The organism is Ensifer sp. Root278 (genome assembly GCF_001429285.1).
Taxonomy (GTDB): Bacteria; Pseudomonadota; Alphaproteobacteria; order Rhizobiales; family Rhizobiaceae; genus Ensifer.
This window is the reverse complement of the sequence record NZ_LMJJ01000034.1, coordinates 360,645-386,615: the sequence shown is the minus strand read 5'-3', so window position 1 is coordinate 386,615 and position 25,971 is coordinate 360,645. Positions and strand designations below refer to the sequence as shown.

At 60.7% G+C, this 25,971-nt stretch carries 23 protein-coding genes, 1 tRNA gene and 4 pseudogenes; 14 read left to right on the top strand and 14 right to left on the bottom strand.

What is annotated here, in order from left to right:
• The 4 genes and pseudogenes from ASE60_RS21725 to ASE60_RS21715 all read left to right on the top strand — a co-directional run.
• A pseudogene (locus tag ASE60_RS21725) lies at positions 1 to 684 on the top strand (electron transfer flavoprotein-ubiquinone oxidoreductase); the annotation flags it as partial.
• A gap of 1 nt (position 685) precedes the next feature.
• On the top strand, positions 686 to 835 hold a 150-nt coding region (locus tag ASE60_RS34035), incomplete at its 5' end, for a 4Fe-4S dicluster domain-containing protein (RefSeq protein WP_244495680.1).
• Positions 836 to 1,161: 326 nt separating this feature from the next.
• Complete coding sequence (locus ASE60_RS21720; protein WP_057252857.1) at positions 1,162 to 2,160, top strand: ABC transporter substrate-binding protein; 999 nt, start codon at positions 1,162 to 1,164, stop codon at positions 2,158 to 2,160.
• A gap of 111 nt (positions 2,161 to 2,271) precedes the next feature.
• Positions 2,272 to 3,159, top strand: coding sequence for a proline/glycine betaine ABC transporter permease (locus ASE60_RS21715; RefSeq protein WP_057252855.1), 888 nt, complete (start codon positions 2,272 to 2,274; stop codon positions 3,157 to 3,159).
• A gap of 79 nt (positions 3,160 to 3,238) precedes the next feature.
• On the opposite strand, the pseudogene ASE60_RS21710 reads toward ASE60_RS21715, so the two are convergent.
• Positions 3,239 to 3,811: pseudogene (locus tag ASE60_RS21710) on the bottom strand (DMT family transporter); the annotation flags it as partial.
• Between ASE60_RS21710 and ASE60_RS21705 the strand changes: the two are divergent.
• Positions 3,810 to 4,118 (top strand): annotated as a pseudogene (locus tag ASE60_RS21705) (Lrp/AsnC family transcriptional regulator); the annotation flags it as partial. The pseudogenes ASE60_RS21710 and ASE60_RS21705 overlap by 2 nt on opposite strands.
• 146 nt (positions 4,119 to 4,264) lie before the next feature.
• Positions 4,265 to 5,188, top strand: coding sequence for a diacylglycerol kinase family protein (locus tag ASE60_RS21700; protein ID WP_057252850.1), 924 nt, complete (start codon positions 4,265 to 4,267; stop codon positions 5,186 to 5,188).
• On the opposite strand, the gene ASE60_RS21695 is transcribed toward ASE60_RS21700, so the two are convergent.
• On the bottom strand, positions 5,125 to 6,654 hold the full coding sequence (locus tag ASE60_RS21695; protein WP_057252848.1) for a glycosyltransferase family 39 protein: 1,530 nt from the start codon (positions 6,652 to 6,654) through the stop codon (positions 5,125 to 5,127). The genes ASE60_RS21700 and ASE60_RS21695 overlap by 64 nt on opposite strands.
• Positions 6,647 to 7,624, bottom strand: a complete 978-nt coding sequence (locus tag ASE60_RS21690) for a glycosyltransferase family 2 protein (protein WP_057252846.1) — start codon at positions 7,622 to 7,624, stop codon at positions 6,647 to 6,649. The genes ASE60_RS21695 and ASE60_RS21690 overlap by 8 nt, the downstream gene beginning before the upstream one ends.
• 131 nt (positions 7,625 to 7,755) lie before the next feature.
• On the opposite strand from ASE60_RS21690, the gene ASE60_RS21685 reads away from it, so the two are divergent.
• Positions 7,756 to 8,709, top strand: a complete 954-nt coding sequence (locus tag ASE60_RS21685; protein ID WP_057252844.1) for a lysylphosphatidylglycerol synthase domain-containing protein — start codon at positions 7,756 to 7,758, stop codon at positions 8,707 to 8,709.
• A 57-nt stretch (positions 8,710 to 8,766) separates the two neighbouring features.
• Here the strand turns inward: ASE60_RS21685 and ASE60_RS21680 are convergent, their stop codons facing one another.
• The 5 genes from ASE60_RS21680 to ASE60_RS21670 form a co-directional block, all read right to left on the bottom strand.
• The gene (locus ASE60_RS21680; RefSeq protein ID WP_057252842.1) at positions 8,767 to 10,269 is read right to left on the bottom strand and encodes an AMP nucleosidase; all 1,503 of its coding nucleotides are present in this window, start codon (positions 10,267 to 10,269) and stop codon (positions 8,767 to 8,769) included.
• A gap of 83 nt (positions 10,270 to 10,352) precedes the next feature.
• Positions 10,353 to 10,673 (bottom strand): YnfA family protein, encoded by a 321-nt coding sequence (locus ASE60_RS21675; protein WP_057252839.1) that lies wholly within the window; start codon positions 10,671 to 10,673, stop codon positions 10,353 to 10,355.
• A 205-nt stretch (positions 10,674 to 10,878) separates the two neighbouring features.
• Positions 10,879 to 11,055, bottom strand: coding sequence for a hypothetical protein (locus ASE60_RS34765; protein ID WP_162261310.1), 177 nt, complete (start codon positions 11,053 to 11,055; stop codon positions 10,879 to 10,881).
• A 77-nt stretch (positions 11,056 to 11,132) separates the two neighbouring features.
• On the bottom strand, positions 11,133 to 11,306 hold the full coding sequence (locus ASE60_RS35260) for a hypothetical protein (protein ID WP_093232134.1): 174 nt from the start codon (positions 11,304 to 11,306) through the stop codon (positions 11,133 to 11,135).
• A 302-nt stretch (positions 11,307 to 11,608) separates the two neighbouring features.
• Positions 11,609 to 11,950, bottom strand: a complete 342-nt coding sequence (locus ASE60_RS21670; RefSeq protein ID WP_057252837.1) for a DUF2147 domain-containing protein — start codon at positions 11,948 to 11,950, stop codon at positions 11,609 to 11,611.
• 596 nt (positions 11,951 to 12,546) lie between these two features.
• Here ASE60_RS21670 and ASE60_RS21665 point away from each other — a divergent pair.
• Positions 12,547 to 12,813 (top strand): sel1 repeat family protein, encoded by a 267-nt coding sequence (locus tag ASE60_RS21665; RefSeq protein WP_057252835.1) that lies wholly within the window; start codon positions 12,547 to 12,549, stop codon positions 12,811 to 12,813.
• A gap of 57 nt (positions 12,814 to 12,870) precedes the next feature.
• On the opposite strand, the gene ASE60_RS21660 is transcribed toward ASE60_RS21665, so the two are convergent.
• The 3 genes from ASE60_RS21660 to ASE60_RS21650 all read right to left on the bottom strand — a co-directional run bounded on the left by ASE60_RS21660 (position 12,871) and on the right by ASE60_RS21650 (position 15,046).
• Complete coding sequence (locus ASE60_RS21660; RefSeq protein WP_057252833.1) at positions 12,871 to 13,986, bottom strand: pyridoxal phosphate-dependent aminotransferase; 1,116 nt, start codon at positions 13,984 to 13,986, stop codon at positions 12,871 to 12,873.
• A 127-nt stretch (positions 13,987 to 14,113) separates the two neighbouring features.
• Positions 14,114 to 14,491: a PilZ domain-containing protein gene (locus tag ASE60_RS21655; RefSeq protein ID WP_057252832.1), complete on the bottom strand. Its 378-nt coding sequence runs from the start codon at positions 14,489 to 14,491 to the stop codon at positions 14,114 to 14,116.
• A gap of 198 nt (positions 14,492 to 14,689) precedes the next feature.
• Positions 14,690 to 15,046, bottom strand: coding sequence for a hypothetical protein (locus ASE60_RS21650; RefSeq protein WP_057252830.1), 357 nt, complete (start codon positions 15,044 to 15,046; stop codon positions 14,690 to 14,692).
• A 288-nt stretch (positions 15,047 to 15,334) separates the two neighbouring features.
• Here ASE60_RS21650 and ASE60_RS21645 point away from each other — a divergent pair, with 288 nt between their 5' ends.
• The 4 genes and pseudogenes from ASE60_RS21645 to ASE60_RS21635 form a co-directional block, all read left to right on the top strand.
• On the top strand, positions 15,335 to 17,575 hold the full coding sequence (locus ASE60_RS21645) for a caspase family protein (RefSeq protein WP_057252828.1): 2,241 nt from the start codon (positions 15,335 to 15,337) through the stop codon (positions 17,573 to 17,575).
• Between the two features lie 237 nt (positions 17,576 to 17,812).
• A tRNA-Ser gene (locus ASE60_RS21640) sits at positions 17,813 to 17,902 on the top strand.
• Between the two features lie 1,253 nt (positions 17,903 to 19,155).
• Positions 19,156 to 19,499: pseudogene (locus ASE60_RS35800) on the top strand (porin); the annotation flags it as partial.
• Between the two features lies 1 nt (position 19,500).
• Positions 19,501 to 20,317: porin (locus ASE60_RS21635; protein WP_244495678.1), on the top strand; the 817-nt coding region annotated here is incomplete at its 5' end.
• 171 nt (positions 20,318 to 20,488) lie between these two features.
• Here ASE60_RS21635 and ASE60_RS21630 read toward each other — a convergent pair.
• From ASE60_RS21630 to ASE60_RS21620, 3 genes are all read right to left on the bottom strand, one after another.
• Positions 20,489 to 21,388 carry an alpha/beta hydrolase gene (locus tag ASE60_RS21630; RefSeq protein WP_057252827.1) on the bottom strand — a complete coding sequence of 300 codons (900 nt, stop codon included), beginning with the start codon at positions 21,386 to 21,388 and terminating at the stop codon, positions 20,489 to 20,491.
• Positions 21,389 to 21,523: 135 nt separating this feature from the next.
• Positions 21,524 to 22,027 carry a BA14K family protein gene (locus ASE60_RS34030; protein WP_082615971.1) on the bottom strand — a complete coding sequence of 168 codons (504 nt, stop codon included), beginning with the start codon at positions 22,025 to 22,027 and terminating at the stop codon, positions 21,524 to 21,526.
• 115 nt (positions 22,028 to 22,142) lie between these two features.
• Positions 22,143 to 24,209 (bottom strand): transglycosylase SLT domain-containing protein, encoded by a 2,067-nt coding sequence (locus ASE60_RS21620; RefSeq protein ID WP_057252823.1) that lies wholly within the window; start codon positions 24,207 to 24,209, stop codon positions 22,143 to 22,145.
• 291 nt (positions 24,210 to 24,500) lie between these two features.
• On the opposite strand from ASE60_RS21620, the gene dapA reads away from it, so the two are divergent.
• Positions 24,501 to 25,385 (top strand): 4-hydroxy-tetrahydrodipicolinate synthase, encoded by an 885-nt coding sequence (gene dapA, locus ASE60_RS21615; RefSeq protein WP_057252820.1) that lies wholly within the window; start codon positions 24,501 to 24,503, stop codon positions 25,383 to 25,385.
• Positions 25,385 to 25,864: an SsrA-binding protein SmpB gene (gene smpB, locus ASE60_RS21610; protein WP_057252818.1), complete on the top strand. Its 480-nt coding sequence runs from the start codon at positions 25,385 to 25,387 to the stop codon at positions 25,862 to 25,864. Before dapA ends, smpB begins: the two co-directional genes overlap by 1 nt.
• Positions 25,865 to 25,971: the final 107 nt, after the last annotated feature.

The window sequence follows — 25,971 nt, the reverse complement described above, 5'->3', positions numbered from 1 at the left end:
GGCGGCTACCAGTCGGTGCCGAAGCTGTCGTTCCCCGGCGGCGCGCTGATCGGCTGTTCGGCCGGTCTCGTCAACGTGCCGCGCATCAAGGGCAGCCACAATGCGGTTCTGTCGGGCATTCTCGCGGCCGAGAAGCTGGCGGCGGCGATCGAAGCGGGCCGCGCCAATGACGAGCCGATCGAGATCGAGCGCGGCTGGCGCGACAGCGCCATCGGCCAGGACCTGAAGCGGGTCAGGAACGTCAAGCCGCTGTGGTCGAAGTTCGGCACGGCGATCGGCGTTGCGCTCGGCGGCTTGGACATGTGGACCAACCAGCTGTTCGGCTTCTCGTTCTTCGGCACGCTGAAGCACGGCAAGACCGATGCCCAGTCGCTGGAGCCGGCAGCGCAGCACCAGAAGATCGATTACCCGAAGCCCGATGGCGTGCTGACCTTCGACCGGCTCTCCTCGGTGTTCCTGTCGAACACCAACCACGAGGAAGACCAGCCGATCCAYCTGCAGGTCAAGGATCCGGAGCTGCAGCGCACGTCGGAACTCGACGTCTTTGCCGGCCCGTCGACGCGCTACTGTCCGGCCGGGGTCTACGAATGGGTGGAGAAGGACGGCAAGCCTGTCTTCGTCATCAACGCGCAGAACTGCGTGCACTGCAAGACCTGCGACATCAAGGACCCGAACCAGAACATCNGAATGGGTGGAGAAGGACGGCAAGCCTGTCTTCGTCATCAACGCGCAGAACTGCGTGCACTGCAAGACCTGCGACATCAAGGACCCGAACCAGAACATCAACTGGGTGCCGCCACAGGGCGGCGAAGGCCCGGTCTATCCGAATATGTGATCTTTGGATGGCGGCCGCAGGACCTCCGAGGTTCGCGGAAACGAAATTGTTCGAGGCGCCGGAGGGAACTCCGGCGCCTCTTTTGTATTCGCGCGCACCTGTCGAGCGGTAGTCCGATCATCGAAAAGGCAATCCGTGCCGCTATTGGGAAAGTCCTTGCCGGCAAACCCCGTTAGCTTTCATGGTGTCATCGGCTCGAAGCCGACGAATCCGCAGGCCTTTCGGTCCCTGTTGTTTCGAGTTGGACCGAGCCTTGTGACGCTGCCGATCCCCGCGGTGAGATCGGCAGTGCGACGGGATGCACCGCCAGAACAAAGGGAACGGAAATGAAGAAGCTTCTTGCAACGACGTGCCTGGCCGCCGGCCTTCTTGGCCTTGCAGGTGCGGCCTCGGCCGCCGAATGCGGCGATGTGACGATTGCCAATATGAACTGGCAGAGCGCCGAAGTGCTGGCGAGCGTCGACAAGATCATCCTGGCGGAAGGCTATGGCTGCAACGCCGAGCTCGTCGTTGGCGATACCGTGCCGACGATCACCTCGATGATCGAAAAGGGCCAGCCCGATATCGCGCCGGAAGGCTGGGTGGATCTTCTGCCCGACGTCGTCAATCGCGGCTTCGAAGAAGGCAAGCTCGTCGGTGCCGCCGTCGCACTCTCCGATGGCGCCGTTCAGGGCTGGTGGGTCCCGAAATACATCGTTGACGCCAATCCCGACATCAAGACGATCGACGACGTGCTGAAGCACAAGGAGCTGTTCCCGGATCCGGAAGACGCCAGCAAGGGCGCCGTCTTCAACGGCCCGCAGGGCTGGGGCGGAACGGTAGTGACGACGCAGCTCTACAAGGCCTATGGCGGCGAGGCGGCGGGCTTCACGCTGGTCGACACCGGATCGGCCGCCGGTCTCGACGGCTCGATCGCCAAGGCCTATGAGCGCAAGCAGGGCTGGGTCGGGTACTACTGGGCGCCGACGGCCCTTCTCGGCAAATACGAGATGGTCAAGCTCGGGCATGGGGTCGCGGCGGACGCAGCCGAGTGGAAACGCTGCAACACGGTTGCCGACTGCCCGGACCCGAAGAAGAACGACTGGCCGAAGGACAAGGTCCAGACGCTGGTGACAAAGGCTTTTGCCGATCGCGCCGGCCCGGCCATGGACTACCTCAACAAGCGCGCCTGGACCAACGACACGGTCAACAAGCTGATGGCCTGGATGACCGACAACCAGGCAAGCGGCGAGGAGGGCGCCAAGCACTTCCTTCAGGAAAACCCCGACATCTGGACCCAGTGGGTCTCGCCCGAGGTCGCCGAAAAGGTCAAGGCCGCGCTCTGATTGCGACCGATTGAATCCATGGGCGGCGCGATCCTTGCGCCGCCTCTTTGTTTGACCCCCGGCAACAGCAAAACAACAATCGCGGCCGGTGAGATGTGAAGGGGAATTGGAATGGACTGGTTGACCCAGTTTCCGCATATGGACGACGAAAGCCTGCGGGCGCTGAAGAAGGCTATCGACGAGGGGTTCCGGTCGTTCACGCGCGCCTATGGCGACGCAATCGAAGGTTTCTTCGAACCGCTGCAGTTCTTCCTCATCCAGTCGGAGCGCTTCATGACGAAGACGCCCTGGCCGATCATCCTGGTGCTGATCGCGCTGATCGCTTGGGTGGCGAGTCGGAACTGGAAGATCGTCGCCGGCTGCATCGGTACGCTGCTGCTCATCGGCTACTTCGACATGTGGGACGACACGATGAAGACGATCTCGATGATCTTCGTCTGTACCGTTTTGTCGATCGCCATCGGCATTCCGCTCGGCATCGTCATGTCCCGGTCGGACCGGGTCCAGAACATCGTCAATCCGATCCTCGATGTGATGCAGACCATGCCGAGTTTCGTCTATCTGATCCCGGTCGTGATGCTGCTCGGCATTGGCAAGGTTCCAGGACTGATTGCCGTGGTCATCTACGCGATACCGCCGATGATCCGGCTCACCAATCTCGGCATCCGCCTTGTCGACAAGGACGTGCTTGAGGCAGCCGATGCATTCGGCTCGTCGGCTTGGCAGAAGCTCAAGAACGTGCAGATGCCGCTGGCCCTGCCGACGATCATGGCGGGCATCAACCAGACGATCATGATGGCGCTCGCCATGGTGGTCATCGCCTCGATGATCGGCGTTCAGGGCCTCGGCCAGCCGGTGCTGAAGGCGATTGCCAACCAGTATTTCACGCTCGGCATCTTCAACGGGCTCGCCATCGTCGGCATCGCGATCATCTTCGATCGTGTCAGCCAGGCCTATGGCCATCGCCTGCAGAAGCATCGGGAGATCATCCACGGCTGAGCCGAGCGATCTCAGGAAAAGAAAAGGCCCCGGAGCGGAAACGCGCCGGGGCCATTGTCTTATTGGGGAACTTCTCGGTTTAGGTGCGGGTAGAGAGAATGCCGGTCGAAAGCGCCACGCCGATAGCCGTGACGATTGCGGCCAGCATTTCGAACGGGCCGATTTGCTCGCCGAGCAGGATCGCGCCGCCGATCATCGCCAGCACCGGGGTCAGCGCCGTAAAGGCAGCGGCCTGCGTGCCGCCGAGGCTCTTCACCGCAAAGCCATAGGCGACCATGGCAATGAGGCCGGAGAGGATGCCCTGGCTGGTGATCTGCAGGGCGATCTCCTTGACCGGAACGCTGGCAAGCGTGCTTCCGAAACAGGCGGCAAGCGCCAGATGGATCAGGAACGACCAGGCCGCAATCAAAGCGCTTCCCTGCAGCGGGCTCAGGCCCGAACGGCGGAAGGCGTGGGTGTAGATCGCCCAGAGCGTGGCCGCTGCGGGCAACAGCGCGTATCCGATCCACCCTGTGGACACTGAAACGGCAAGGTTGCGCGTCAGCAGGATAGCGACACCGGCGACGATCGCGGCAAAACCCACCATCCGCATTCGGTCCGGACGCTCGCCAAAGATCGTGATGCCGATCAGGGCGGTGGCAAGCGGCATCGATATCGACCGCAAGGAAGCCGGTCTCGGGCTCACCGTCTTCGTGGAGATCAAGGTGGGACGGCACAGCCGCGAGAATGCGCAGCGGCAGCAGGAGGCGCTGCTCGCCATTCCCGAGGTGGTGTCCTGTTTCCTGATCTCGGGCAATGCCGACTTCCTCGCCGAGGTCGTCGTCGAGGATCTCCCGGCTTACGAGACGCTCTTGACCGAGACGCTGCTTGCCTTGCCGGGTGTCACCGACATCCGTTCGAACTTCGCGATCCGATCGATCAAGACCGGCGGGCCACTGAAGTTGCCCGAGCCGCGCTGAACGGTTGCCATTACCGGTCTCCGAGCGCCGACCGGCACGCGCTCCATTCCCGTTAAGTTTCGGCAAGGTTCTGGAATTGGCCGCAATCGCGATTATCTGATCGCGGTGAGCAGCTTTGCCGCGGCAACGGAGTCAGTGACCCATTCATGAAAATCACGGCGATCTTCAATCGTGAAGGCGGAACCTTCCGCACGACGGATATGGCGGCCTATGGCCGGAAGGTCGAGGAGGTCTTCCATACCGCCGGCCACCAGATCGAAATTGCGACGGTTTCCGGAAGCGAGATGCGCGAGACCTTGGAGCGCACATGCCGCCGCGATGACCTCGATGCGATAATCGCCGGCGGCGGTGACGGCACGATCTCGGCTGCTGCCGGGGTCGCCTGGAAAAACCGCATGCCGCTCGGCGTTGTTCCCGCCGGGACGATGAACCTTTTTGCCCGCACGCTGAAGCTGCCGCTCGATATCTGGAAGGTTCCGGAGGTGCTGGCGAATGGCGTGATCATCGACGGTGACATCGGCAGCGCTGATGGCCGGGCCTTCGTACATCAGTTTTCGATGGGCCTGCATGCCCGCATGGTGCGCTATCGCGAGTCTTTCAGCTTTCGTTCGAGGGCAGGCAAAATCGCCGCAAGCACCCGCGCCGCGGTAGGCGTGATTCTCAATCCGCCCGATTTCGAGATCGAGTTCGACGTCGACGGCCATAAGGAGAGCCGTCATGTTTCGGCGGTTTCAGTCTCGAACAATCCGTTCGGCCGCGATACGCTGATGTATGCCGACGATGTCACAGCCGGCCATCTCGGCTTCTACACGGCGCCGCCCCTGAGCCCGCCGGGCGTGGCCAAGCTCGCCTTTGATGTGATGCGCGGCAAATTCCGCGACAGCCCGCTGATTACCGCCATGAGCGGCCATGCGCTCGATCTGCATTTTCCCAAGGTAGAACGCAAGATCAACTGCGTCATCGACGGGGAGCTCCTGCCGATGGGCCGTGACGTCGCGCTTCGCATTCACCCGGGCGAACTCAAGTTGCTCGTCGGCGCCGACCGCGACGGGTCGGTAATCCAGAAGTAGCCGAAGCCATAGCGATCCGGCAGATTGCCGTGGAGATAGGGCAGGGCGAGTTGCTGCGGCTTCATCGCCGCCTCCGGCACGCCGAGCGACTTCAAGATGTCGAGAAGCCCTTCAGGTGGTTGAGCATCGAGCTTGCCGTTGTCGCTCCAGACCACGAGGAGCGGTCCGGCCGGATGCTCGATCGGAGAGCTGCTGCTGTTGCCGGGGACGAAGACCTTGGCACCGTGCAGGCGCGTGCGCACATTGCCACCAAGCAGCTTGTCCGCGGCGATGACCATCGCCGGCTCGGCTCCCTCCTGTCGGACCACGGTATCGACAAGGGTGCTATAGGGAATGCTGAGCCTCGACAATTTGCCGAACCAGGGGCGAACAACCGCGCGTGCCGAGACGACCACCAAAGTGGTGACGATGATGAAGGCGACGAGCAGCAGGAAGGGGCGAACGCTGCGTGTGGTGTCGACGCCGGAAGCCTCCACCTTGAGGGCCAGGTAAAGCGGCAGCAGGACGAGAAAGAGAACCAGCCATTTCTCGCGCATGTGGGTGGCGCCGACGGCGAGCATGATCAGCAGCACGGCGCCGAGGCACAGCAGCAACATGCGCCCGACGACGCGTGTCCAGTGGTTTTCGGCGCGCCAGATCGTCGGCAGGTCCTTGCGGAAGACGAGAGCGAAGACGATCAGGGGAAGTGCGGCGCCGCGAAGCGTGGCGGCTACCAGCGCAACGATCCCTTTGAGCGCCTTCGTCAGGTAGCTCGTCTGTTGGGCCGTTCCCATTTCATTGAGGGTATTGCGCGAGGCGGCGCCGAGATTTTCGAGAATCCAGTAGCCGTGCGGCAGCGCAATCAGTGTGCAGACGGCGATCGCAACCAGAATGCGCCAGTCGAAGAGCCGGGCGCGAAGCTTCGGCTCGGGCAGGATCGCAAGAATCGCGGCGGTTGGGACGAGTGCGAAGTTGTACTTCGAGATGACGCCGATGCCGACCGCCGCTCCAGTCAGGACGTAGGCGAACAGACTTGGCCGCGTCATCGTCCGGACGAAAGCGTAAAGGAACAGCGATACGGCAAACAGTGCCGCGACCGTATGCGAAAGGTCGCGCTGTGCGAGCAGGAAAATCGGCGGAAAGGTCAGCACGCCGACCGTTGCGATCGCGGTCAGGCGTCGATCGCTGAGGACCTCGCGTGCTGCGAGGCCGTAGAAGAGGCAACACAGAAACAGGAGCCCATTCTTCAGCACCGTCATCGTCGCAAGCGACGGCCCAAAGGCCGAGGTCAGCCCGTATTGCAGCCAATTGTAGAACGGGGGCTGCGAACCATAGCCGAGCATCAGGAACTGCGAGACGAAGGCCTGTTCCGACTCGTCGATTTCGAGCGATGTGGAAATGGCGAGGCGTAAGCCGATGCAGAGCAGAAAGTAACCGGCGATCAGCGCAACGACGGTGTTTGGCCGACGATTGACGACGTCAAGCATCGGCCGGGTCCCGGACGAAGACCTGCCGCACGATGTAGTTGGTGGTACCGTCGTCGCGGAAATAGGTTCGCGCCATCATCTCAGCGAGAATGCCTGTCGTGATGAGCTGAACGGACGAAAGGAACAGCATGACACCGACGATCAGCATCGGTCGCGTTCCGATATCGTTGCCGAGGATGAACTTGTCGAAGCCGAGATAGATCAGGATCAGCGCGCTGAGCGCGCCGGTCGCAAGCCCGATCGATCCGAAGAAGTGCCCTGGGCGCGCTTTGTAACGCATGAAGAAGAGCACCGACAGCAGATCGAGAATCACGCGGAAGGTTCTGGAGATCCCATACTTGGATTGGCCGTGCTGCCGTGCGTGATGGGTAACGGGCATCTCGCCGATGCGGCTGCTCGGCACCACGCCGGCGACCCAGGCGGGGATGAAGCGGTGCATTTCCCCCATCAGCTTCACCTGCTTGATGACCGAGGTGCGATAGACCTTCAGGCTGCAGCCATAGTCATGCAGCCTGACGCCGGTGATCTTGCCGATCAGGCGATTGGCGCACCAGGACGGGATCTTCCTGAGCAGGAGACCATCCTGCCGGTTCTTTCGCCAGCCGACCAACAGGTCGAGCTCGCGCTCCTCGATCGCCTTGACCATTTCGGGAATATCGGCCGGATCGTTCTGCAGGTCGCCGTCAAGCGTGGCGATCAGGCGCCCGGCGGCAGCGTCGATGCCGGCCTGCATCGCTGCCGTTTGCCCGAAGTTCTTCTGCAATTCGACAATCTTGAGATCGAGGCCCGGATCGGAAAGAGCCATTCTTGCATTTGCCAGCGTTCGGTCGGTGCTGCCGTCGTCAACGAGGATCAGTTCCCACGGAGACGGAAAGTTCGCCAGCGCATCGCGGACACGTGTGATCAGCGGCTGGACGCTGTCCTCTTCGTTGAACACGGGAATGACGACGGATAGTTCAATGGGGTACATAGGAACAGCTCGTACATGCGGCGCTTACAATGCCGCAAGATTTGGATTGGGCTACATAACCGTTTTCTTGCACAGTTATCAGTGATAACCAACGTTCAATCTTGCGTTTCAACACGGGAAATCGAGACCTGATGACTTCGGATTGCGAGTCCGATCGGCGATCCTGGTTCGCCCGCAACCGGATGACATTACTTTCGGCAGGTGCCATTGCGGCCTATGCGGCCTTCGTCGAATGGTTCTGGGGATGGCCGGCGCTGCTGAGGCAATGGTCCGAGATCGGCTTCAGTTCCGCCGTCTCGGCTCTGGTGCTGCTTGTCGCAACCTATTTCATTCGCTGCTATCGCATCTACGATTACTTCCCGAACGAAACGGCGGGGCGCTTCCTGCCGCTGTTTCGCGTCACCCAGGTCCATAATCTCCTCAACATCATGCTGCCGTTTCGTGCCGGGGAAACGAGCTTTCCGCTGCTGATGCGCTCGGAGTTTTCCGTGCCGCTCGCGCGCGGCACGTCCGCTCTTCTGGTGATGCGCCTGCTCGACCTGCACGCCCTTCTCGTCGTTGCGGCCGTCGGCCTCGTCATCGGCCGCGGATCAGCCGCGCTGTGGATTGCATGGCTTGCCGCGTTCGTCTCGCCGCTTCTCTTCTTCCTGCTGAAGGATCAAGTGATTGCGCTGGCGCGTCGGCTGTTGCCGACAAAGCTCGATGTCATTGTCGACGAATTGGAGGCGGGCGTCCCGGCCAATATCGTCGCGTTCCTGCGCGCCTGGGGCATGACCATCCTCAACTGGGCGGTCAAGGTGCTTGTCCTTGCCTGGGTGCTGGCCTTCATGGGCGTTGCGCCGCTGGCCGCCTGTTTCGGTGGTGCCCTCGGCGGCGAACTTTCCTCGGTGCTGCCGATGCATGCGCCCGCTGGCGTCGGCACCTATCCGGCCGCGATCGCGGCCGGGGCAGTGTCCTTCGGCGCTGGCGCCGATCGCGCCGGAGTGGAACAACTCGCGGCGGCCGGCGTCAACGCACATCTCTTGATCATCGTGTCCGCGGTGGCGGGCACGATGCTGTCGATGGCGCTCGGGAGACGGCGCTGAGCAATTCCAGGAAAAGTGTGAAGCAGTTTTCCGTCCGGAATTGCGCAATTCCAATGGTTACTGGAACGAGGTTTCGTAGAAGCTTCTGAGCTTGCGGGAATGCAGCTTCTCCGGCGGCATGGCCGCAAGCTTCTGCAGCGCAAGGATGCCGATCTTCAGGTGCTGGCTGACCTGTGTCTTGTAGAAGGCGGTCGCCATGCCCGGCAGCTTCAATTCGCCATGCAGCGGCTTGTCCGATACGCAGAGCAGCGTTCCATAGGGCACGCGGAAGCGGAAGCCGTTGGCGGCGATCGTCGCCGATTCCATGTCGAGCGCAATGGCGCGGGCCTGCGACAGGCGCTTGACCGGGCCGCGCTGGTCGCGAAGTTCCCAGTTGCGGTTGTCGATGGTTGCGACGGTTCCGGTGCGCATGATCTGTTTGAGGTCGTAGTCCCGGTAGCCGGTGACCTCGGCAACGGCGTCCTGCAGTGCCACCTGCACTTCCGCGAGCGCCGGCAAGGGGATCCAGACCGGAAGGTCGTCGTCGAGAACGTGATCCTCGCGCATATAGGCATGCGCGAGCACGTAGTCACCAAGGCGTTGGCTGTTGCGAAGACCGGCGCAGTGGCCGAGCATCAGCCAGACATGCGGGCGCAGCACAGCGATATGGTCGGTGATCGTCTTGGCGTTGGACGGGCCGACGCCGATATTGACCATGGTGATGCCGCCGTGCCCCTTCTTCTTCAAATGATAGGCGGGCATCTGCGGCAGCCGTGCGAGCGTATAGTCGGTCTCCGGCTTGTCGGCGCCGGCGGGCGTGATGATGTTGCCGGGCTCGACGAAGGCCGTGTAGCCGTTGCCGCCTTCGGCCATCTGCTGGCGGGCCCAGGCACAGAACTCGTCGATATAGAACTGGTAGTTCGTGAAGAGCACGAAGTTCTGGAAGTGCGTGGCGTTCGTCGCGGTATAATGGCTGAGCCGCGCCAGCGAGTAGTCGATGCGCTGAGCCGTGAAGGGCGCAAGCGGCGAGGGTTCACCGGGGCCCGGCTCGTAGGAGCCGTTGGCGATCTCGTCGTCGGTCGTCGTCAGGTCAGGCGCATCGAACAGATCGCGCAGCGGAATGTCGATGGTGTTTGCCGCCGACGCCTCCACATAGGCGCCCTCGCCAAAGGCAAAATGCAGGGGGATCGGGGTTGCCGATTCCGAGACGGTGACGCCGAGGCCGTGGTTCCGTATGAGATGCCCGAGCTGTTCCTTCAGATAGTGCCGGAAAAGCTTCGGCCGGGTGATCGTGGTCGTATAGACGCCGGGCGCGCTGACATAGCCAAAGGACAGGCGGGAATCGACATGTCCGAAGCTGCTCGTCTCGATGCTGACCTGCGGGTAGCAGGCACGATAGCGGGTGAGGGGCTCATCGGACTTGCCCAGGCCCTCGAACGCTTCGCAGAGGAACCGGGTATTGCGCTCGTAGAGCGCCTCGAGGCAATCGACAGCAGCCGCAGGATCGTCGAAGTATTGCGGCTCGAAAGGCTCAGGCGTTGCGACGGAAAGGACGGAGTGTGAAGAGATTCGCTTGTTCATGTCGCATTATAGGCTGCGGCTTCTGACAAGCAAACGACAAGATATTGGCTTGCACAACCGCGCTGCGGCCTCAGGTCATCGGTTCAACGCGGGCCCGCGAGGATGACCGCGCTGCCGAGAAGGGCGATGGTCATGCCGGCCAGATCCCAGCGGTCGGGCCTGACCCCTTCGGCAAGCCAGAGCCAGAGCAGCGACGCGGCGATGTAGACGCCGCCATAGGCCGCGTAGGCGCGGCCCGCAGCTTCGCTGTCGATCCAGGTGAGGAGCCAGGCGAAAAGTGCCAGGGAGGCCATGCCTGGAATAAGCCAGACGATGGATTTATCGAGCTTCAACCACGCCCAGAAGGCAAAGCAGCCGGCGATTTCGGCAAGGGCGGCAAGCGTATAGACGAGATAGGCGGGCATCGGGGCTGACAAGGGGCTGTTGTGGCGAATCCCACAATCGTATCCAATTAGGGGAAACAAGCAGAAACTCAAAGTGCTGCAGCAACCTTGGCGTATCTTAAAAGAAGCACGACGCTGCAGGTGCGAGAGGACGCCAAGCGCAAGTCGGAAAGAACAAAGGGGCGCGAGCGCCCCTTTCATGCAATCCGATCGGGTGGCACCCGCCTCACGTCATCGATTGACGCTGCAGGGTGACGAAGAGGACGAGGCCCGCGCCCTGTTTGCCGATGCCGGCACCGTTGGCCTTGGAGTAGGCAAGCGCTCCAACCGGTGCCATCAGCAGGCCGGCCAGTGCAAGCACGCGCAGCGAGAGAAACGCGGATGTCGAAAGAGCGGCCAGCATGTTCGTTTCTCCATCAGATCACGCGGTGATCGGTTTCACTTGGCGGCGGAGCAGGGCGTAGCCCGTCTCGTCCCGGGTTAGAGTTTGGCCTGGCAGTATTGCGCCGTATGCGCGGTGCAATCCGTCAGCGAACCGAGATAGGTATTGGTGCGGCGACGTTCGGTGTCCGCGCTGACGGCAGCGGCGAGAGTTACAGCGAAAACGACCATCAGAAGGCTGATGATGGTGAGGCGCCGAGCAAGGATATCCATGGTTCTGTCCGTTGTTTGGAGGCAGGTTCAAATCGATTGAGTGTGTTTTCGCACACCCAAACTGAATTGATGCTGAGATGTCCGTTCATCTGGCGTTCATCTTCGGTTGCATGGCGAGCCGCGCTGCACGGACCGGGAGATCGAGACCGGCGCGATCACAGTGGGTGCGCAAGGAGGAGCCAAGGGGGCGGCGCTGCGAACGGTCGCGTAACAGCGAAGTCCATGGACCGCACATGCAAAAAGGGCAGCCGATGGCCGCCCTTTCAATTCGTCAATGTGTCCGGTGCCGCCGTATCGCGCGCTTAGAGGCGCGTCCAGGTCTGTGACTTGCAGAGCACTTTCAGGACGCAGCCCTTCATCTTCAGCGAATTGCCGTTGACGGCGCCAGAACCGCTATAGGTCTTGTCGGTATCCGGATCGGTGATTTCGCCCGAATAGCTGCCGTCGGTACCGGCGAGGTTGCCGATGCGCTTGCCGGCATGCTTGCCGGTCTTCAGCGTCACGCAAAAGGCTCCGCCACAAGGCACAATCTCCGCGGTCGCGCCGCTTGCGGTCTTCCAGTTGCCGACGATCGGTTCTGCCGCGGCCGCCGTCCCGGCAATGCCAAGGGCGAGCGTCGCGGTCATGAGCAAGGTACGTAACATTCCAGTCCTCCAGATCGAGGCTGCCGGCGTGGTCCGCTCCGCCGGCAGCTTTAGATGTCCTCGTATGCAAAAAGGCAGTCTCCTCACTGCCGCGCGCACGATAGCTTACGCGCACGTAAAGGTAAACAAGCCAAACGGCGGCTTTTGCCGCTTTTTCTTGGCCGTTTCAAGCAGGTCGAAATCTAGGAAATCCTGGCGGCTCTGCCACCGTCGATCTTTTCGTGGTTAGCGTTTGGTTGAAATCGGCAGTTGAATTTTTCGTAAATTTTGAAGCGAATGCGCCGGATTCCCGGACTTCCGATGTTTAACAAAAACTCAAGTTTACCAAGTGTTTGAACTTTGTTTGTCGCAAATTAAGCATGCATTTTAAGCGCGCATTGAAAGCCCTGCTGCATATTGGAGCCATAAGACGAGCGGACAAAAACGCTCCGAAAAACCACCGAAGACGACGCTGCAAAAAGACGGCGCGCTCCGGAAAGGCCCGCAAAGAGGCAAGGTCGAACAGGGACCAAAACAAGTGCTGATCTGGAGCATGGTCCGCCCCAAACGGGCGGGCCGCTTCGGAAGAACCAACCAGGCAAGACAGGGACAAGACAATGGCACGCTTTGATATGCAGATTGCTTCGGATGCCGCGATGGGTGGTGACAACCAGGCGGAAATCTTCTGTGAAATGGGTCTGGCCTATGCGACCGGCCACGGTCGCCCGGTCGATCTCGTCGCCGCCCACAAGTGGCTGAACATTGCCGCGATCAAGGGCTGCGACCGTGCAGTCGATCTGCGCGCCGATCTGGCGATGACGATGAGCAAGGCAGATCTCGCCGCAGCTCTGCGCGCCGCTCGCGAATGGATGACGGTTCATTGAACCAAATGAGCGGCACCCAGAGGGGCGCCGCCCGACAGCCGGACTCTGAAAGCTGGATCAGGCCAGCTTTTTCAGAACCTCGGGCAGCGCGGCCTCAAACAGGGCCATCTCCGCTTCCGGTCCGGTACTGACACGGACGCAGCGGTTAAGGGGCGCCACTCCCGGCATCCGGATGAAGATGCCATGGTCGTTCATCAGGGTATCGACGATCGCGCGGGCAAAGACCGCATCCCGGCCGCAGTCGATCGCCACGAAGTTCGTGGCCGAAGCGAGCGGCGACAAGCCGTTCTCTGTGCCGATCGCAGCGATACGCTGGCGAGAGGCCGCAATCTTAGCCGTCACTTCTTTCAGATACTCCTGGTCCGCAAGCGCGGCGATCGCCGCAGCGACACCAATCCGGTTCATGCCGAAGTGGTTGCGGATCTTGTCGAATGCCTGGGCGGTGCCCGGCGTGGCGATCACATAGCCGATACGTGAACCGGCGAGCCCGTATGCTTTCGAGAAAGTGCGCGTGCGCACGACGTTCGGGCGATCGATCAAGGCATCGATGGCCGGCAGGGATTCGGCCGGCGCTGTTTCGCAGTAGGCTTCGTCCAGAATAAAGAGCGTTGTTTCCGGAAGGGCCCTGGCAAACTCGACGATGCGGTCTGCCGGCCACCAGCTCCCCATCGGATTGTCGGGATTGGCGAAATAGACGAGCGGCGCATTTTCCCGCTTCACGGCCGCAAGCAAGCCGTCGAGGTCCTCTCGGTCGCCGGCATACAGCACCGTGACCAGCCGGCCGCCATGGCCGACAACGTGGTAGTTGAACGTGGGGTAGGCGCCAAGCGATGTGACGACCGGTATACCCGGCTCGATCACACTGCGGACGATCTGGCCGAGCAACCCGTCGATGCCTTCACCGATCGCGATATTGGCCGGCGTGGTGCCGAGGTGGGCCGCAAGTGCCTGCTTCAGGTCGTGGTTTTCCGGGTCGGCGTATTTCCAGGTTCCGCCGGCTGCTTCCCGGATCGCCGAGAGCACGCTTTCGGCGGGGCCGAAGCCGCTTTCGTTGGCTCCGATTCGCGCGGCGATCGGGCGACCCCTCTGGCGTTCGATGGCCTCCGGCCCGACAAACGGAATTGTTGACGGCAGGGATTGGATGAGCGGCGTGAAGCGAGAAAATGCGGACATGCTGAATAATGGGCCCCGTTCGAATAACGTCACGGGGAACTTATCGCATGCTTTGACAATTCGGAATCATTCCCGCGAGAAAAGCTGCAGGAATTCCGGTGCTCTTCGTTTCGCGCCGATTGTCGGACTACAGCCGCGGCTTTGCTTTCTTGACCTGCCCGGTGAAGAACTCTTGCCGGATGATCTCGCGCAGTAGGGTCTGCTCGATCGGCTTGATGAACTGGACACCGATGCGCTCGCCGTTGCGATAGACCTCGGCGCAACCGATCCTGAGCGGCGTGCCGACGATATGCAGATAATAGTGTTGGGGCAGGCCGATGTTGGTGTCGACGGCAAAGCTCGCGCCGCCACGCGAAATGTCGATCATCCGGCAGGATCGCACGGAGACGCTGCCGAGCCCCGGCTGCACAGCGGTCAGCGTGCCAGCGTGCCCGATGGAGAATCGCTCATAGCGCCGCTCGTAGAAAGGCGACGGGACGCAGGAGTACATCGTCTGGTTCTGCATGCGTCATTCTCCGCCAGTGCCGGGTCGGACGGTGCGATCAGTTTCTGATCGCATTCCTTGACCCCGGACAATTCATTTGTCCCACATTGTATCGGTGGGCGATTTCCACCGATGCTAGAATCACTTTTGCAGAAGAAACTTGCAATCCCCTGAAATCGATCACTAAAAATCTAATGTCGCACGGCCTGCTTTGAAGGGTCAGATCCCGCCAGTTGAAAATTGCATGCGGATCAGCCGGCGCAGGAAGTCCGGCGAAAGCAGCATATTGAAGCGCACGCCAAGCTCTGCGCCTTCGCGATGGACCTGCGAACAGCCGATTTCCTCTTTGAATCCCTCGATTTCCAGGAAAAAATGTTTGGGTATCAAGATTGCCGCGTTGAAGTCGAGCATTGCGCCGGCGATCGAGATATGGCGCAGCAGGCATTGATATTTGGTCTTCGCTTTCAGATGCTGGCCGATGACGAGGATGCGGCAGGGCCGTTCGATGAAGTAGTGCTGATGGGTCGTCGCAAGCTGGCCGGGCTTTCCTTCCGCGACATGCATCTTCATGGACATGGCAAGCTCCGAGACCGATAGCCTTTCGCAACCTTCGGCAACGTTGTCGTCGATGGAATCGACGGCCGTGCCGCTATCGTGTTTCAGCTAAGTGCATCGACTTGCTTCGACCTTGCGCCGGCCAACGCGCGTGTCACGGAATAAATTATGATGCGTGCGTACATTGAAAGCCCCCACCTCATACGTAATACTTTGGTCAGGCATGACCGGGACGCCCGATGTGGTGATTCCGCGGGACAGATGGGTGAGGGCATCGTTCGTCGTTTAAGCTGGGCAAGGCGAAGAACGATGGTCGGTGCCGGAGGGAAGGGCATGTTCATGGGGCATTTGCGGCATTGGCTGCCGCTCTCTATTCTTTGTATGGCGTTGTTTGTGTCGGCGTCCGATGCGTGGGCTGCCAAGCGCGTCGCACTGTTGATCGGCAACGAGAAATATGAAGCGACGTCACCGCTCAACAACCCTGCCAATGACGTGGAACTGATGAAGGCCTCCTTCGAGGAGGCCGGTTTCGATACCGTCACGACGGTGCACGACGTTAGTCGCCAGGGCATGGTGAAGGCGTTGCGCGAGTTCGAAGATCTCGCAACCGGCGCCGAAGTCGCGATCGTCTATTATTCCGGCCACGGAATGGAGATGAACGGCGAGAATTTCCTGCTTCCCGTCGACGTGCAATTGAAAACCGACAAGGACGTGGAGGACGAGGCGATCGGGCTCGACCGGGTTCAGCGTTCGCTCGAAGGCGCCACCAAACTCAAGCTCGTTATTCTCGACGCCTGCCGCAACAATCCCTTTGAACAGAGCATGACACGCTCGATCTCGACCAGGGCGGTTTCGCGTGGGCTGGCGCGTGTCGAACCGGAATCAGCCGACCTGCTCGTCGCATTTGCCTCCAAGGCTGGCACGGTCGCGCTCGATGGGGAGGGCAAGAACAGCCCCTTCGCCACCGCACTCGCCAAATACCTGACCGAACCCGGCGTCGATGTCCGCATTGCGCTCGGTAAGGTACGCGATGAGGTGGTGTCGGTGACCAATCGCGGCCAGGAGCCGTTCGTTTACGGGTCGCTCGGTGGTGCGCAGATCTTCCTCAATATCAAAGAGGTGAACATCAGTATCACTAACAATGGCGGCCAACTGTCGCCGAACAGCCAATCCGAGGCGGCTGCCGACTGGCAGAACATCCGCGATCTCGCCGACAAGGATCTGCTAACCGCCTTCCTGGCCAAGCATGGATCGGACCCGGTCTATAAGATGCTTGCCGAAAAGAAGCTGAAGCTTCTGACTGAGGCCGAGCAGACGTCGAGCGTGACGCCTGACGAGATTGCCTGGGAAGCCTTGAAACAGTCGACCGATGCGGCGGCGCTGACGCGCTTCATTGAGCGCTATCCTGACAGCAAGTATAAAGCCGAAGCCGAGCAGCAGATCGCGGCGCTCGAGCCGCAAAAGGGTCTCAACGTCTCGCCGACCGGCAAGGACACCCAGGCCTCGCGCGATTGCTATCTGCTGGCAGGCGAGCCGCAATCGATGCCGGGCTTCCTCGGGGTCAATTTCCTGAAGCTCGATTCCGAGCGGGCTTTGACCGCCTGCGCCCAGGCCGTCAACGAAAACCCGGACGATATGATGCTCGTCAACATGCTGGGTCGGGCGCAAGATGCCGGCCGCAATTATGTCGACGCGCGACGCAACTACCGGAAGGCGGCCGACGGCGGCAACATGTATGCGCTGACGAATCTGGCTTGGTTCTCAGTCTATGGGACCGATGGTCCGGTGGACGTAGACCAGGGCAAGCGCATGTTCGAGGAGGCGGCGAGAGGCGGCAACGCCTACGGCCAGGCGTCGCTCGGCTGGCTCTATCGTGAGGGTTACGGCGGCATCGCGCAGGACTATGCCGAGGCTGCCAGGTGGTACGAGCAGGCGGCCAATCAGGGCTATGCCAACGCCATGGCAACGATGGGTTGGTTCTATCGGGAGGGGCTCGGCCTGCCCAAGGACCTGGCGCAATCGCTGTCCTGGTACAAGAAAGCAGCCGAAAGCGGCGACACCAATGCCATGTCGTCACTCGGATGGGCCTATCAGAACGGATTGGGGACCGAGCAGAATTATGGCGAAGCCAAGGTCTGGTATGAGAAGGCGGCCAATATGGGCGATTCTTATTCCATGGCATTGCTCGGCTGGTTCTACGATATCGGCAACGGTGTCTCGCAGGACTATGTGCAGGCGCGCACCTGGTACGAGATGGCCGCGAATGCCGGCAGCGCCTACGCCATGGGCAATCTGAGCCGTCTCTATGATTACGGCCTCGGTACCAAGGCAGACGCAAAGGAGGCGGTTCGCTGGGCCGCAGCCAGCATCGAGGGCGGCGACCCGGCCAAGCTGGAAGAATTGCGAACGCAGCCCAACAACTTCACGCCGGCGTTCCGCAAGGAAATGCAGGCGCTGCTTAAGAACCGCGGCTACTATGGTGGACCGATTGACGGCGACTTCGGTGCCGCCACTCAGCAGGCGATCGAGCGTCTCGCACGCAAATCGTAGGGCATGAGAGGCAAGACTCGCGGATCTCGGGTTTCCATTTCTATTGCTTGTGAGAATCGGGGGACGGCAAGCGCCGAAACTTTCCAGCTACTCCTACTTGGCTGCACGAGTGGCCTGTCGCTACGCCCACACGTTTGCTTCCTGCCGGCCAGGCCCACACGGAAAATGGGGGGAATTGCCGGAAACCGACAAAAAAATCTTGCATTGGCCGCTGAGTGTCACTAGTCAGGCGCTAACGGAGAGGTGGCCGAGTGGTCGAAGGCGCTCCCCTGCTAAGGGAGTATACCGGAAACGGTATCGAGGGTTCGAATCCCTTCTTCTCCGCCACTGTTCTTTTGGGTCACAGGCGGCCCCAATTTCTTCTAAGTTTTCAGTGATTTGCGGACAGCCCTAATGATGGGCTTGTTGCTGCTGTGACCCAGTCGTGTGACCCAGAAATGTTTTGGGACACCTTGGACCAAGATTCCAGAAGACGATAAAGGCTGTCGGCCAGATGTCTGCCCTTCCGGGTTAGGGAGGCGACCTTTTGACGTGGGTCCTCGCTGTACTCCTCCAGCCTGACCAATCCGCACCCAGGCACGTTTGCCCCTTTCGAAGTCTTGCTCCAGTTTAAATCAATACCGGATCGAGTGGACGTATGAGAGTGAATGGCGATTAGTTACGGGGGCAGGAAGGTCCTCCGGTAGGCCCCTACGAGGATTGCCCTTTTGGTGCAGAGGAATTCGATGGACTGATCTTCGGCCTAGAGACCTCGAAGGAAGTCAGAGATGAACTGACTGCTCCAGCGGCGGCTTATCCCAACATCTCACGGATGGAGGCTCGCCGCGAGCCCTCCAGTTTCGTTCTGCATATTCACCCTACGCAGCCTCTTTCAGTATCCTAAGGACGCTCGCACGGCCTATTCCTACCGCGTTCACTATCTCGGCTGCTGTCTTACCCTCTGTTTTCAGCTTCAGCATCTCTCTCTCTCTCTCTCTCTCTCTCTCTCTCTCTCTCTCTCTCTCTCTCTCGTCCGAGATCTCTGCGGGCCGCGTCCGTCGATAGACGTTCTCTTCCTGCGGGTGCAGGCCACGATTCTCCCCGGACCAGAATCAAGGATGCGTTTCGTTTGCGAATCTCGGCATTGATTCTGATGAATCTTTCGATTGCGAATGGTCCGTTCGGTTCTCATTTCCGGGAGCGAATGCTGTTATAGCCGCTTGCCAACGAGGTGGAGTCGGCGTTTGTGGCCATCCTTTCCCCTATTTTGGGCAGCTTTCTGCCTCTTTCTGAAACAGGCTGCGTCTGTTTCCCTAATGCTAAGCCCCTGCCACCAAAGGCTTTTCTTAATGCTTTGTTAATTTTCTTCCGGGGTCTGCGGCGATTTTGTGTCGTTTCAGCAACAGGGTTCGGCGAAGGGCGATGCAAAGCGCGTGATCTCGCTAGTTGGACGTTGCGCCGATGATCCGGTCTTGTATTTTCAACTCCGGAAGCAAGGGCGGTTGATCGTCCGACTTCTTGAACGTTGGGGATGGGGCAGGGAAAGCTGTCCTTCAGCAAAATACCCAGACCCGTTTGAAACTTTTGACTGGAGGTCAGAAATGAACATCAAGAGCCTTCTTCTCGGCTCCGCTGCTGCTCTCGCAGCAGTTTCCGGCGCACAGGCAGCCGACGCAATCGTCGCAGCCGAGCCGGAGCCCATGGAATACGTTCGCGTTTGCGACGCTTTCGGCACTGGCTACTTCTACATCCCGGGCACCGAAACTTGCCTCAAGATCGGCGGCTTCATCCGTTTCCAGACTTCGTTCGGTGACAACGCCTCGCAGAGCCGTTACAACCAGGCGAACCATGACTTCCTCGGCAACGGCGGCCCGAACTATTCCACTTCGGACTGGGATGCCTTCTCGCGCGCTTACATCTCGTTCGACGCCAAGAGCGACACCGANCCATGACTTCCTCGGCAACGGCGGCCCGAACTATTCCACTTCGGACTGGGATGCCTTCTCGCGCGCTTACATCTCGTTCGACGCCAAGAGCGACACCGAGTATGGCACGCTCACCGGCTTCTTCGCTGCTGAGTTCAACGCCGACAACGACACCGACTCTGGCGACAGCGACTTCATCGACGTTGATGAAGCCTACATCCAGCTCGGTGGCCTCAAGGCTGGTTTCTTCTACAACTGGTGGGATAAGGGCCTGAACGGCGAAACCGACACGCTCGGCAACGTCACCGAGTTCAACTCGATCGCCTACCTCTACGACGGCGGTTCGTTCCAGGCCGGTATCTCGATTGACGAGCTCGAAGGCTGGTCCACTAAGGCAAACGGCATCGGCGTCTCCGGTATCGTTTCGGCTTCGGTCGGCGGCGTTTCGTTCGACTTGCTCGGCGGCTACGACACCGAATGGGAAGAAGGCGCGATCCGCGCTCTGCTCTCGGCTGACCTCGGCCCGGGCGTCTTCCAGCTCGCTGGTATCTGGGCTTCGAACCCGAACACCTACTGGGCTGAATCCGAGTGGACCGTTGCAGCTTCTTACCGCTGGAACGCTACCGACAAGCTCGCCATCACCCCCGGCGTTCAGTACTTCGGCAGCCTGCAGGACTCGTTCACCGACTTCGGTAGCGACGACATGTGGCGCGCTGGCGTAACGGTTGACTACAAGATCACCGAAGGCCTCGCGACCCGCGTTTCGGTTCAGTATGAAGATGCTGACAACAGCGACGACCAGGTATTCGGCTTCGTCCGTCTGCAGCGCGACTTCTAATATCGTCTGACTTCGGTCAGGAGAGAGAAACCCGGCTTTCGAGCCGGGTTTTTTCGTTTCTGAATTGTGCAACGCTCAGCCACGCGCCGGCGACGCGACCCGGTTAAGCCGGGTGCATGCGCCCGTCGAGGTCAATGGTCGAGATGGCCCTCTGAGTGCAGCCGATCGGTGCTAGCTTGGCGCCGCAGTTGTGATGGCGGTGACAAAGGCGCTCACTGCCTGGCGAGGGCCGTCGAGGTGCAGTAGCGGTGCATGGCCTTGACCTCGTGCGGTGAATGCTACCGTTCCCGAATGTCGCTTGCACATCTCGCTTACCGTCCCTTCCGAGAGTAGCCGGGAGTGCTCGCCTCTGATAACCAAAAGCGGCATCCGGGAAAGGGCCCCATACTGCGGCCAGAGATCTGGCAACAATGTCTCAGCGGTCAGGTCAAGCAGTTGCTGCGCGATGGCTACATCAAAATCTGGCACCGGCGTGCCGTCCTCGTCGCGGTAGACCGCCTTTGCCATTTGTAGCCAATCGCGTTCGCCAAGGATCGGGAAATCGGCTCCGTGGAGTTCTTTCAGATAGCCAGGCGCCATGGACCAGCTTGTCGGCTCGCCTGGCTCCTTGTGGAGATAGTCCCGGATGGCCAGCAGGCCCTCGATTTCGATGACGGGCCCAATGTCATTGAGCACCGCGCCTGCAATGAGGCCGGGTGCAACCCCGATGAGGTGGTGCAGGATCAGCCCCCCGCGGGAAGTGCCGATAAAAACTGCACGATCAATCCCCAGATGCGTGCAGGCCGCAATGACGTCGGTTGTTTCGATTGCGATTGAGTAGTGGCTCTTGTCGTCGTCACGCTGCGAATTGCCTCGGCCGCGATAATCGAGTGAGAAGACGGTGTGTCCGCCACCGCACGGTGACGACAAAAAGATTGCGAGTTCGTGAAAATCGCGGCTGTTGCGGGTGAGGCCCGGCAGGCAGATGATCGGAACTGCAGGTGTGGGACGCACAAGGCCGTAGCTCCGCACGTAGAGTTGCAAATCATCAGCCGCGAGGAACCGATGCTCCCGAAACCCGCCTTGATTCATCGTCTGCCTGCCTCCAACCGCTAACGGCAGGATCGTAGCGGCTCGAGGTGAAAGGGCAAGGCGCGTGCATAGCGCGCATTCGCTGCGAATGGCTCGCTAACAGCGCGCTACTTGCGAACGTGGTCATCTGCCTTGTCAGTAGGGCGAGCATTGTCGCCGTGGACCGCCATAGGGCTGATACGAGTTGTCCCAGGCGCGATAGGACCGATAGCGGGCGTAGCACCAGCGCGTATGGGCATTGCCGCTGACTGCACGCGACCCATTGTAGTATCGCGGCTGACTCAGCAAACCGCCGACGATTGCGCCTGCCGCAAGCCCACCAATGAAAGCGCCGACATCATTGTCGTTGTGGTAGTGGCGGCGATAACGGTCGCGATAGTAGCCATCCCGGTAATAGCCGTCCCGATAGTATCCGCGTCTATCGCCATCCCGGTAATAGCCGCGCCGGCCGCCGCGCTCGCAATAAGGAACGACACAACTGGGGCGGTTCTTTCGGGCTTCGCCGCGCTCGTATGGGAACTGAGCCTTTTGAATGTCAGTCGTTCGAGATACCTGCGGAGCGATCGGGAATGCATTGGCAGGCGGAACACTGCTCATTGCCGTCGCCAGAGACAGGGCGATAATGGATAAGGTCTTCATTGTGTTCACCATTTCCTTCAGGAAAGATCGAACCTTCAGAAGGGAAATGGCTTAAGCCGCCTTTTGTGCCGCCGGCGATCATCACGATTGCTTGAACGGCGGGTGGCGCGTTCGGCTATTGCCGCCCCACCCTCAGATCTTCGACGATGTCGGCGTTCTGCCCGAGCCTCGACTTGTAAACCTGATAGTTTTCCATGACCCGCTGCACATAATTGCGGGTCTCCTGGAATGGAATGCGCTCGATCCAGTCGACGACTTCGTCGATCGGTTTGCCGCGCGGATCGCCATAGCGGCCAAGCCATTCCGGAACACGGCGCGGTCCGGCGTTGTAGGCGATGAAGGTCAGGATATAGGACCCGCCAAAACTACTGATCTGTTCGCCGAGATAGTGCGCGCCAAGCGTGGCGTTGTAGCCGGCATCGCTGGTCAGCCGGTCCTGCGAATAGGCAAGGCCATAGCGGCTGGCGACGCCCTTGGCGGTACCCGGCATCAGTTGCAGCAGGCCGCGGGCATTGGCGGTGGAGATGGCTGCGGGATTGAAGGCACTCTCCTGCCGCGCGATCGCATAGGCGAGCGCCTTGCCGGAACCGTCGATATTGGCGCTTGAAGGGATCACGCCGACGGGAAAGGCGAGCGCCGCGACATCGATGCCGCGTCCGAATGCAATCTTGCCGATCTGGAGCGAAAGCTGGTGGTTTCCGGCCTTCTCGGCGCGCGCCGAAAGCAGGGCGAGTTCGCCGGGACTGTTCAGTTCTTCGGCAAGCGCACGGTAGATATTGTCGGCGCGCCAGGCATGGCCGGCGCTTTCAAGGCGGGAGATCGCCCGCACCGCCTCGCGATTTTCGAATTGTGTCCGATCGCCCGCCGACGGGGCAGGGTAGGCGACGTTCAGCGCCTTGCGGCCAAGCCGGGCGGCTGCGAGTTGACCATAGAAGGTGCCGGGGTAGCGCGCCGCATTGGCGAAATACTCGCTGGCATTGCCCGGTCCGCCGGCCTCGGCCGACCGGCCCAGCCAGTACCAGGCGCGGGAGGCGGAAAGCGGGCGGTTTGACGCATCGAGGATGCGGCGGAAATGGCGAGCTGCGATCGCCGGATCTTCCATGCCGCGTAGTGCATACCAGCCGGCGTGGAATTCGGCATCGACGATATCGGTCGCCTCCGTGGCCATATGACCGGCCGCGATCCGGTAGGCGCCCTTGAAGTCGCCGGCGTCGAGCAGGCCTCGGCTGACAACGCGTTGCTCGATCCACCATTCGCCAGGATTGACGAGCACCCCTCTGTCCCTTGGCATACGGGCAAGCAGCTTGGCCGCTTCCTCGTACTTCTTCTGTTTGCGCAAGGACTCGATCTGAATGAAGAGATAGGCGGGATCCTTGCGCCAGGAAGGATCGACCGCCGCGATCAGCGCATCTGCCTTGTCGTTGCCGCGGCTGACTGCTGCCCAGGCACGATAGAGCGACTGCGCCTTGCCGAGATCGCCAAAGCGTTCGGCCTGTTCGACGCGATTGCGGTAGAGGAGCATGGCCATGCGCCGCTGATGATCGGCGGGTGTTAGTAGACTGGAGAACTCCGCGAGAATCCGGGTCTCGATATCCTTGTCGAGCGCGTCCCGTTGCCAAATTCCGAGCAACCGTTTCGCCGCTGCTTCCGTTTGTCCCTGGGCGACAAGGGCACGAGCCAGGATGAGGGTTCCCTCGGTTGTCTCGGGCTGCGTGTTGCCAAAGGCGTCAAGGACGTCCGGCGCCGGCGGGTTTTCGCGATAGAGCGCCCGCTCCGAATTGGCGCGCAGGGATTTCAGGCCGGGCCATCCCTGAAGTTCGCGCTGGGCATCGGCGATCTCAAAGGAAGGAATGCCGCGCTGGCCGGAAACGGCAATCGCCCAGGTCAGGATGTGACGGTCGAGTGCATCGCGGCTCATGGCATTGCGCACGGAAATCGCGGTCGCCGGCTGCCGGTTGGAGAGGGCGTCGAGGCCCGTCTTCAGATCGCTGTTGACCGGGGTGACGATCGCCGGAATGGCATTGGTGGTTTCGTCGACGGCAACCTGCGCGGCCTTGTTCGATATGTCGGGTTTATGCGCCGGAACCGGTATCCGTTCCGGCGTTTCGGAACTGAAGGCCGGCGATGTGAGCAACGCAGCGCCGACGATGGCGGCGACAGGCAGAAAATTTGATCCGCGCATCAAGAGGCCGTGTTCCCCGTGTCTCACATTCAGCTGCCGCCGGATTGTCTGAGGCAAGACTAGCGGCCAATATTGATCATGGCAATCGCACCATGCCGCCCCAGGCCTATGGCGGAGCGGGACCATTATGCGGGCCGAACGTCAAGCTTTTGCATGAAAACCGGCGTGAAATGCCGTGTCACGACGCTTGCCGCAGCCCCCTCACATGATTATGGTGCGGCAGTTTTTTAACCGTCGATTACGGCCAAAGCATGAGTGCATTTTGCGTCTTTGCGCCGTCAGGAGTTGTGCATGTTCAAGGGTTCCATTCCCGCTCTCGTAACACCGTTCACCGCCACCGGCGCGGTGGATGCGGATGGTTTCGTCGCGCATGTGGAATGGCAGATAAAAGAAGGCAGCCATGGTCTCGTGCCGGTCGGCACCACCGGCGAGTCTCCGACCCTTTCCCATGACGAGCACAAGAAAGTCGTCGAGCTCTGCATCGAGGCGGCGGCCAAGCGGGTGCCGGTGATCGCCGGCGCCGGCTCCAACAACACGACGGAAGCAGTCGAGCTCGCGCAGCATGCCGAAAAGGCTGGTGCCGATGCGATCCTCGTTGTCACGCCCTATTACAACAAGCCGACGCAGAAGGGCCTCTTCGCGCATTATGCCGCGATCGCCGAAAGCGTGAAGCTGCCGATCGTCATCTACAACATCCCCGGCCGGTCGGTCGTGGATATGAGTGTCGAGACCATGGCGGCGCTTAGCAAGGCCTATGCGAACATCATCGGCGTCAAGGATGCGACCGGCAAGATCGAGCGCGTTTCCGAACAGCGCATGGCCTGCGGTCCGGATTTCGTTCAGCTCTCCGGCGAGGACGCGACGGCACTCGGCTTCAATGCCCATGGGGGCGTCGGCTGCATTTCCGTCACGGCCAACGTGGCTCCGCGCCTCTGCGCCGAGTTCCAGGAGGCGACGCTTGCCGGTGAATTCGCCAAGGCGCTTGCCTATCAGGACAAGCTGATGCCGCTGCACAAGGCGATCTTTATGGAGCCCGGCCTTTGCGGCGCGAAATATGCGCTGAACCGCCTCGGCCGGATGAGCCGCACCGTGCGTTCGCCGCTGCTGTCGACGCTGGAGCCGGCAACCGAAGCGGCGATCGACGCGGCGCTGAGGCATGCAGGATTGATGAACTGATGGCACCCAAAGGAAGCCAGCGCACGGTCAACAAGGTTGTGGCGGAAAACCGAAAGGCCCGCTTCAACTACGAGATCGTCGACACCTACGAGGCCGGTCTGGTTCTGACCGGCACCGAGGTCAAGTCGTTGCGCGAAGGCAAGGCCAACATTGCTGAATCCTATGCGACGGACGAAGGTGGAGAGATCTGGCTGATCAACTCCTATCTGCCGGAGTATCTGCAGGCGAACCGCTTCAACCATGAAACGCGGCGGCGGCGGAAACTGCTTCTGTCGAAGCGCGAGGTCAATCGTCTGCAGGGCGCGGTCAATCGCGAAGGCATGTCGCTGATCCCGCTGCGCATCTACTTCAACGAGCGCGGTCGGGCCAAGCTCGAACTGGCGCTCGGCAAAGGCAAGAAGCTCCACGACAAGCGCGAGACCTCGAAAGAGCGCGATTGGAACCGGCAGAAAAACCGCCTGCTGAAGGATCGTGGCTAGAGCAATTCCAGGAAAAGTGCGAAACGGTTTTCCGTCCGGAATTGCGTAATTTCAAAGACTTAGATCACTTCAGTGTTTCGATGAGACAATGAAATGATCTAAGCGAT